Raw genomic sequence first — 7318 nt, 5'->3', positions numbered from 1 at the left:
TGGACAGTCGCGAAGAATGGGCCTGCAATATGCTCGTCCTCAACAAAAGAAAGGTCATCATGCCCGATCATTTGCCACGAACTGCCTCGATGCTGCGCGACGAGGCCGGGATCGACGTCACCGCAATTCCGTTCCGCGAAATTCTCAAAAACGGTGGCGGTCTGCACTGCTCAACAATGGAACTCCAGCGTGACTGGGCTTAGCGCGGGGCACCCGTCGTCGGCTGATGACGGAGCATTCCTCGATGATTTCGTGACGATGTCGACCTTCGGCGCCACTGCCAACCAGGGAGTCGACCGTCAGGCCGCCACCGCGGAGGACGGGCAGACCCGGGAGTGGTTCACCGGGTTGTTGCGCGCGAACGGTTTCACGGTGGACATCGACCCGATCGGCAACATTTTCGGTCTCCTCGAACTCGTGCCGGGCGCGCCCTACGTTCTGCTCGGGTCGCACCTCGACAGCCAGCCGCTGGCGGGCCGGTTCGATGGAGCCTACGGCGTCCTTTCCGCAGCACACGCGGCTATGCGCACGCGCGATCAGTTCGCAGCGAATGGCGTCACCCCCACTTTCAACCTGGCCGTCGTCGACTGGTTCAACGAGGAAGGCTGCCGGTTCAAGCCGAGCATGATGGGCAGCGGGGTGTTCACCGGCCTGCTCGACCTGGAGAAGACCTTGGCCACGACCGATGCGCACGGCGTCACGGTTGCGGAGGCGCTGCAGGCCATCGACGGCGTCGGCACGTTCACCCCGCCCTCGATCGCCGCCTACTCGGAGATTCATATCGAGCAGGGCCGCAGCATGGATGACGCCAACACGACCATCGGCATGGTGTCCTCGACCTGGTCGGCGCGCAAATACGAGATCGTGGTGCGCGGAGAGCAATCGCACTCGGGTGCGACGCGGATGAAGGATCGTCGCGACGCCGTTCTCGGCGCAGCCAAAGTGATCGTGGCTGTGAACGACCTGCTGGCCAAATTCGACGAGGAGGCCGTGCACAGCTCGATCAGCGAGCTCTACGTGGCCCCCAATTCCCCGGTGACGGTGGCCCGCGAAGTGCGATTCTTGATCGACATTCGAGCCCGTGAATCAGGGCTTCTCGCCGAGGCTTACGCACATCTGCAGGATTCGATAGCCCTGATCGAGGCAGAGTGCCGGGTGAGCATCGACGAGATCGGGGCCAGCATCTGGGAGAGCGGTCCCTTCCTGGAAAGCGGAATTGAACTGACACGCAGTTCAGCCGAGGCCCTCGGCTACACGAACGACCGTGTTCTCACGCTCGCTGGCCACGACGCAACAAATATGAAAGAGATCGTGCCCACCATCATGCTTTTTGTGCCGAGTGCCGCAGGCGGCATTTCCCACAACGAGCGCGAATTCACGTCTGACGCGGATCTGGTGTCCGGCCTCAACGTGTTCACGCACGTTGTCACTCGCCTGGCCCTTGGCGAACTACCCGAGTCGCTCAACGCGCTCGAAGCTGCCGCTTCGCGCTAGGTCAGTAACAGCCGGGTGCGTGCCGATTCACAGTCTGCACCCGGCTGGTGTGTGTGCCGAGGTCAACACAAGGCTCACGTCAATTTCAGGAGTCGAGCCGAATTGCCACAGCCCTGACCGGTGCTCCGTCGGCTGCCTGAAAAGCAATCGGCAGCAGGGAGATGAACGGTGCCTCAAAGTCGATCGCGGCCACATTGGTCATGTTTTCGCAGATGACGCCGTCGACGTCAGCGATGAGGTGGTGCACCGGAAATCCTTCGCCCAGGTGAGTCGCATCCGGCGTTTCATCGATATTGATCGCATCGATCGCGAATGTGCGCACACCCAACTCGATCAACCGGCGACAGGCATCCGCATCGAGGAACGGATTCTCGAAGTACTCGTCGGTACCGTAATGCGCGCTCCATCCCGTATGCAGAATCACGATCGATCCCGGCTGCACCTGGTTGGCGACGGGAGCGATCAGGTCCCAACCGATGCGGCCGCGGGCACCCACAGAACGGGCATCCACGATCACCCCGCGGCCCACGAAGCGGTCCAGCGGCACCTCATCGATCTTCAGCCCGGTCTCGCTGAAGTGGAACGGAGCGTCAACATGGGTGCCTGTCTGTGACCCCATCGAGACGTTCAACAGGTTGAAACCGTCGCGCTCGATCGTGCTGTGCACGGAGAAAGCCAGCACGGGGTCGCCGGGGTATACCTGCGTCTCGGCGTTCACGGGCACGGACAGATCCACAATCAAATGTTTCGTCATAGTAAATTATTCTTTCATCTGTAGCAATTGAGCTTATGAAGACACTAGTGTTTTTTCATAATCTTCAACACAGTCGGAGCCCCCGCCCGACCCAGAGACAAGGCATCGAGAATGACCATAAACGATCATCGCGATAGCGACCCCGCCGGCACCGTTCTGAACGCCCGCCCCAAGATTACCGAGGTTGAAACTCACGGCATCGACACGATCCCGCATCAGGACCGCACGTCCACCTGGGTGGACCTGCTGCGGATCCAGTTCGGCGGGGCCAACACCTTCGCTACCGTGCTCCTCGGTACGTTTCCCATCGTTCTCGGGCTTTCCTTCTGGCAGGCCGTTCTCGCCGTCGTGGCGGGGGTGCTGGTCGGCACCGTGTTCCTGATGCCCATGGGCCTCTTCGGACCCCGCACCGGCACGAACAATGCTGTTTCGTCGGGCGCTTTCTTCGGCGTGCGCGGCCGGGTGGTCGGCTCCTTCCTGTCCCTCCTCACGGCCATCGCGTTCTACTCAATCTCCGTGTGGGTCAGTGGGGACGCCCTCGTGGGGGCGCTCAACCGACTCGGTGGAATCGAAGACTCCGTTGGCCTCCGCACAGTGGTCTACGCCGTCATCGGATTGCTGGTCATCATCGTCGTCGTCTACGGTTTCCAGTTCATGCTCCTGGTGAACAAGACCGCCGTCATCGCCAACACCATCCTCATCCTGCTCGCCTTTGTCGCCTTCTCCGGCACCTTCGACGCCAGCTACAACCCCGGGCCTGACGCCCTCGCTCTCGGCGGCTTCTGGCCAACCTTTGTTGCCTCGGCGCTCATCGTGATGTCCAACCCCATCTCATTCGGCGCATTCCTCGGTGACTGGTCGCGCTACATCCCGAAGTCCACGCCGGCACACAAACTTCTGTTGGCCACGTTCCTCGGACAGGCCCTCACTTTGATTCCGTTCCTCTTCGGTGTGGCAACGGCCACGATCGTGGCAGGAGAGGCCGACTACGTATTCGCCCTCATTCAGGCTTCGCCTATTTGGTACGCGGTGCTTCTCATGGCCGTGGCCTTTATCGGTGGCCTCTCCACGGGAACAACGTCGCTGTACGGCACTGGCCTCGATTTTTCCTCGGTCGTGCCACGGTTCAGCCGGGTACAGGCGACGATCGCGATCGGCGTCCTCGCGTTCCTGTTCATCCTCACCGGACGTCTCTTCTTCGACCTTCTCGGTGCGGTGAATGCGTTCATCGGAGCGATCATCGTCACCACCACTCCGTGGATGGTCATCATGGCCATCGGCTTCATCGTTCGGCGAGGATACTTCAGTCCCCGCGACCTGCAGGTGTTCAACAAGGGTGAAGTCGGCGGAGCCTACTGGTTTAACTCGGGCGTCAACTGGCGAGGAATGCTCGCCTGGATCGGTGCCGCCGCGATCGGATTGCTCTTCGCCAACTTTCCGCCCGTGATCGTCGGTCCGCTCAGCAGTCTTGGCGGAGGCATGGATCTGAGTCTCGTCACGGCAGTTGTGTCCGCGGCCGTTCTCTACCTCGGCGCACTGTGGATCTTCCCCGAACCTCGCACGGTCTTCGGTGACGACGGCCCGCGCCTCGTAGCGGCATCCGATGCCCCGCTTCAGGAGATCCTGATCGACCATTCCTCCACCGCAGCCAAGGTTCACGCCAAAGCCGCAGCGCGCATCCACTCATGACTCCCGTCGACGGCCTCCCATCTGCTGAACCTGGTGGTGTTCCCACCGACGGCACAGCCTCGGCCCTGGCGGCCGTCGACGACATCATTGACAACTTTGCACACCACCGCAGGGCGGAATACTTCACTGGGTTCACCCCGGATGCCACCTTCCTGTTCCATACGTACCCAGGTCGGCTTGAATCCCGAGCCGCCTACGAGCAGCTCTGGGACGTGTGGGAAGAAGACCACGGTTTTCACGTGCGCTCCTGTGCCTCAAGCAATCGTCGCATTCAGATTTTCGGCCAGACCGCCGTGTTCAGCCATGACGTCGATACGGTGGCAACCTTCGACGGTGCTACCGAAACGGTGACGGAACGGGAAACCATTGTGCTGGAACTGCGCCATGGCGCCTGGTTGTGCGTGCACGAGCACCTATCACTAAGGAACTGAGATGACCAGCACTGACCATCCAGACCCGGTCGCCAAGCGGCCCGTCGCCCTGGTGACGGGAGCTGCCCGGGGACTCGGCGCCGCCATCGCCGGCGCTCTCGAAGACGCCGGTTGGGCGGTCGCTGGTTTCGACTTGGCACCGTCGGCGACCACTCTGAGTGTGCAGGTCGACGTCACCGATGCTTCCGCTGTGGAGAAATCCGTGCGTATCGTCGAGAGCGATCTCGGTCCCATCGGCGCGCTGGTGACCGTGGCAGGTATTTATGAAGAACTGCCCATCGACGACATGACGGATTCCGTCTGGGACCGCATGTTGGCCGTCAACATCGGCGGCACCATCAATGCCTGCTCTGCGGTGGTTCCGTTGATGGTGGCACGTGGATCCGGCGCAATCGTCACCATCTCCTCGGACCTCGGGGTGGGCGGAAGCCAGGGCGACGCACACTATGCAGCCACGAAAGGAGCAATCGTGGGCTTCTCGCGCAGCCTGGCCCGCGAACTCGTCAGCGACGGAGTCTTCGTGAACTCCGTCGCTCCCGGGGCAGCCGACACCGCGATGCTCGCGGCAGATTCCCCGTGGCGCGCAGAGAGCTTCCTACAGTCGCTGCCCGTGGCCCGTCTCGTCCGGCCCGACGAGATCGCTGGTGCAGTTCTCTTCCTCCTCGAGGCCGGCGACACCATGGTTGGCCAACTTCTTTCCCCCAACTCCGGAGCGACGATCTGATGCCCGATTCCCTCGCCTTGTCGCCCGGTCTCGCCCCGGTATCCCCGCCTGTTCTTTCCCCTCGCATTGCGCTGGTAGACCTTCACGACCCGGCTTTCGCCAAGCATGTTGTCGCGCGACTCATCTCAGACGGGATGCGTGTTGCTGTCATTGGCGATCCGGTTCCGGGCGCAGAGATGGATTTCCCCCGCTCGATCCGCCCCACCGCCGCCGAACTGACAGCGGTCGTGGCACGAATCGAGCGAGAACTGGGCTCGCTCGATGTACTCGTCTGCGCCGCCGACACTCCGCCCCGGGGAGGATTCGCTTCGACCCCGGCTACGGAATGGTTTGCTGGCGTCAGTCAGGCACTCTTCGGTCCATTTGCGCTCATCCGTGCCGCCGTTTCGGCCCTCAGCCGCACCGAGGATGCCCGGATCATCATTGTCGGTTCCGGGTGGACTGCGGCTGAACTGGACGACTCCACGGCCACCGCCGCCGTCCAAGGCGCCCTCGTTGCCCTGGTCAAGACTCTTGCCCGCGACCTTGGCCCACGCGGCATCACCGTCAACGAAGTTTCCGTTCCCCTCGACACGACCGCTGGCCCCCGAGCTCTGGCAGCCGCCGTCGGGTACCTCAACGGCCCCGTCTCCGGCGCCGTCACCGGACAGATCGTCACCGTCGGCTCAGGCGGCGATATTCGCCCTTGACGCCGTCGAGTTGGCACCGCTTCGCCGGCGGTGACGGGGCGGGGATTGCGCGAGTCTGCGGCACCACACCAGCCAAGGCGGCCACGCTGGTGGGCTCATCTGCAGACCCCGTCAACAAGACACACAACAGGAGCTTCCTTCTGCGATTTCGACAAGTCTCCGCGGTTTTGAGACCGCTGAGTTCATTTATGCCAGACCACGCCACGCACAAGGCGGCGGCGCGAAACACGAACCGGTTCATTGCCCCAGATCAAACGGTGCGGAACACCCGTGAGCCGCTCTTCTCACGGCGACCACATGCCCGCCAGCAAATCCGGGCTTTGATCGCAGACCGTCCGCGCGAGACGGCCCGACAAGCGTCACTTGGTCCGCCCGTCATTGCGCCAATTGTGACGGGCGTATAACAAAGGACCTGACTTTAAAAGTTCTTCTTGCGTTCTTACTTTATTCATTGTAAAAAGTAAGTATGTCGCTCACAACACCTGCCTCAACGGCGAAGGGAAGAGAAGCACTACGCAACCTGAGGGTTGAATCCATCTTGACCACTCTCCTCGCGAGAAGCCCCTTAGCGCGGACAGAGCTCGCCGCACTGACTGGCTATAGCCCGTCAACAGTGACGGGCATCATCCAGGACCTCACTGACGCAGGCTACGTTCGCGAAGTCGGTCATGAACAATCCACGGGTGGACGGCGCCGTACTCTCATCGAATTTGACCGCTCCTCGATGACCATCGCCGTCATCACTGTGGGGGGACGAAAGATCAAAGCCACGTTGATTGACCTAAACGCAAAAATCGTTGACCAGATCGAACAGAACTTCACTCCACTGGACCCGATCGCCAGCGCGTCCAAGGCAGTGTCTGTTGTAGTTGCACGGGCCAGCATTCGCCCGTCTAGAGTCGTCTTGGCCTTGCCCGGCGTCGTCGACTCAGACGGATCCGTGACCTTGGCGCCGTCCTTCGGAGCCGTACCGCGCCTGGCGCTGGCAGATGCGCTCAGCACATCGATCGGCATTCCCGTCATCGTGGAGAACGACGTCAACCTAATCGCCCTCGGCGAACGTGTCGACGGTGCGGGCGCAGGCGTCGACGATCTTGTTCTCATCCACATCGGTGAAGGAATAGGCGCCACGATCATCATAGGTGGACGAGTGCTCGATGGTTCTTCCCGGTCAGCCGGGGAGATCGGATTCCTGCCTCAGAGCATGAACAGTGCTTCCGACGGCGAACGCGGTCAATTCGAGAAGAAATGGAGTGCTCCTGGGATCGAATTCGCTGCCCAGCAAGTCGGTATCACGGCCGTTTCCAGCGACCTGATCGCCGAACTCTGTTCAGATAAGTCAGACGTCGCACGCACACTCCTAGAGGACACTCTTAACGCCTGGGCTTTTGCCGCGATCGTCTGTGTATGCGTTGTAAACCCCAACCGGGTGATCTTCTCCGGTCACGCAGAAAATCTCGACGAATCCGCACGGCAACTTCTCCGCGACCGTGTCCGCGCCGGCGCTCCTTCTCCAACTGACGTTGAATTCGCCGTG

The 7318-nt window shown here is 61.6% G+C and carries 8 protein-coding genes; 7 read left to right on the top strand and 1 reads right to left on the bottom strand.

The genetic code is table 11. The annotated features are described in order from the left end of the window. Both JF66_RS22400 and JF66_RS14985 read left to right on the top strand, forming a co-directional pair. Positions 1-203 (top strand): arginine deiminase family protein (locus tag JF66_RS22400; protein ID WP_197059435.1); only part of this gene is annotated, 203 nt, incomplete at its 5' end. After that, a complete protein-coding gene (locus JF66_RS14985) occupies positions 190-1494 on the top strand; it encodes a M20 family metallo-hydrolase (protein ID WP_051973593.1) in 1305 nt (434 codons plus the stop codon). The genes JF66_RS22400 and JF66_RS14985, both read left to right, overlap by 14 nt. A gap of 85 nt (positions 1495-1579) precedes the next feature. Here the strand turns inward: JF66_RS14985 and JF66_RS14980 are convergent, their stop codons facing one another. Then, positions 1580-2248, bottom strand: coding sequence for a cyclase family protein (locus JF66_RS14980; RefSeq protein WP_035879293.1), 669 nt, complete (start codon positions 2246-2248; stop codon positions 1580-1582). Between the two features lie 111 nt (positions 2249-2359). On the opposite strand from JF66_RS14980, the gene JF66_RS14975 reads away from it, so the two are divergent. The 5 genes from JF66_RS14975 to JF66_RS14955 form a co-directional block, all read left to right on the top strand. Then, positions 2360-3937, top strand: coding sequence for a cytosine permease (locus JF66_RS14975; protein WP_051973592.1), 1578 nt, complete (start codon positions 2360-2362; stop codon positions 3935-3937). Further along, positions 3934-4368, top strand: a complete 435-nt coding sequence (locus JF66_RS14970; RefSeq protein WP_081882419.1) for a nuclear transport factor 2 family protein — start codon at positions 3934-3936, stop codon at positions 4366-4368. The genes JF66_RS14975 and JF66_RS14970 overlap by 4 nt, the downstream gene beginning before the upstream one ends. Before the next feature lies 1 nt (position 4369). After that, entirely contained in the window at positions 4370-5092 is a 723-nt protein-coding gene (locus JF66_RS14965) for an SDR family NAD(P)-dependent oxidoreductase (RefSeq protein WP_035879292.1), read from the top strand. Continuing rightward, complete coding sequence (locus JF66_RS14960) at positions 5092-5781, top strand: SDR family NAD(P)-dependent oxidoreductase (protein WP_035879291.1); 690 nt, start codon at positions 5092-5094, stop codon at positions 5779-5781. The genes JF66_RS14965 and JF66_RS14960 overlap by 1 nt, the downstream gene beginning before the upstream one ends. Before the next feature lie 466 nt (positions 5782-6247). Further along, positions 6248-7318: ROK family transcriptional regulator (locus JF66_RS14955; RefSeq protein ID WP_035879295.1), on the top strand; the 1071-nt coding region annotated here is incomplete at its 3' end.

The organism is Cryobacterium sp. MLB-32 (assembly GCF_000738085.1).
In the GTDB taxonomy this organism is placed as follows: domain Bacteria; phylum Actinomycetota; class Actinomycetes; order Actinomycetales; family Microbacteriaceae; genus Cryobacterium.
This window is presented reverse-complemented; position numbering and strand designations above follow the sequence as displayed.